This is a genomic window from Pseudomonas sp. sp1636 (genome assembly GCF_030376615.1).
Taxonomy (GTDB): domain Bacteria; phylum Pseudomonadota; class Gammaproteobacteria; order Pseudomonadales; family Pseudomonadaceae; genus Aquipseudomonas.
Genome location: NZ_JARRAB010000045.1, coordinates 1 through 1,037 on the forward strand (window position 1 = coordinate 1; position 1,037 = coordinate 1,037).

Here is a 1,037-nt window from a genome sequence, read left to right on the forward strand (position 1 = left end):
GGCGGCCGCGGAAACTGAGTGCAACACCTGACCTTTCCGGTAAGGTGCTGCGCCCATGTCCTATCACGAACTCAGCATAGAAGAACGCGCCACGATCCAGGTAAGCCGCTTGCATGGCTTGGGCCGGCGAGAAATTGCCCGGCTGCTTGGTCGAAGCCCCTCTACGATCAGTCGTGAGCTGCGGCGTAACACCGGGGCCAACGGCATCTATCACGCGCCTACGGCCCAGGGTCACATGCGTCAACGTCGAGAGGCGTGCCGCCCGAAAAAGAAGCTGGTTCCGGGCAGCGAACTGCTTGAGTTGGTGATGGAGTTGCTGCGAAAAAACTTCTCTCCCGAACAGATTGCCGGCAAGCTGCGCAGCATGGATATCCCCAGTTTTGAAGACGCTTACGTTTGCCGCGAGACAATCTACAGCGCGGTCTATGCCCTGCCAGTGGGCGAGCTGCGCAAGGAGCTGATCCGCTGCCTGCGCCAGGGTAAGAGCACACGCCGACCGCGCGTAGGGGGTGTTGATCGGCGCAACCAGATCCCGGAGATGGTGAGCATCCATGTACGTCCGCCGGAGATTGAAGACCGCTTGATGCCGGGACACTGGGAGGGTGACCTGATCAAAGGCAAGGCCAACGCCTCTGCCGTGGGCACGCTAAACGAACGCAGCAGCGGCTACCTGATGCTGATCAAGCTGAACGATGCCACCGCGACCTCGGCCGTAGAGGGCTTCAGTGCGGCCCTCAACCGGATGCCGCTGGCGGTGCGCAAGAGCATGACCTACGACCAGGGCCGGGAGATGACCCGGCATGCCGAAATCACCCAGAAGACGGGGGTGGCAATCTACTTCTGCGACCCGCACAGTCCCTGGCAGCGCGGCAGCAACGAGAACATCAATGGCCTGATCCGCCAGTACTTGCCCAAGGGCACGGACTTGTCTGTATACAGCCAGGAACAACTGGATGCCATCGCCTACGAGCTGAATATTCGGCCACGCAAGCGCTTCAACTGGAAATGCCCAATTGAAGTGATGACAGAGGTGATGG

Annotated in this window: 1 protein-coding gene; it reads left to right on the forward strand. The window is 60.4% G+C overall.

Annotated features, from left to right (window positions below; all coding sequences use genetic code 11):
• Positions 1–55: 55 nt before the first annotated feature.
• The coding region (locus tag P8H27_RS20505; RefSeq protein ID WP_289639597.1) for an IS30 family transposase at positions 56–1,037 on the forward strand (982 nt) is incomplete at its 3' end.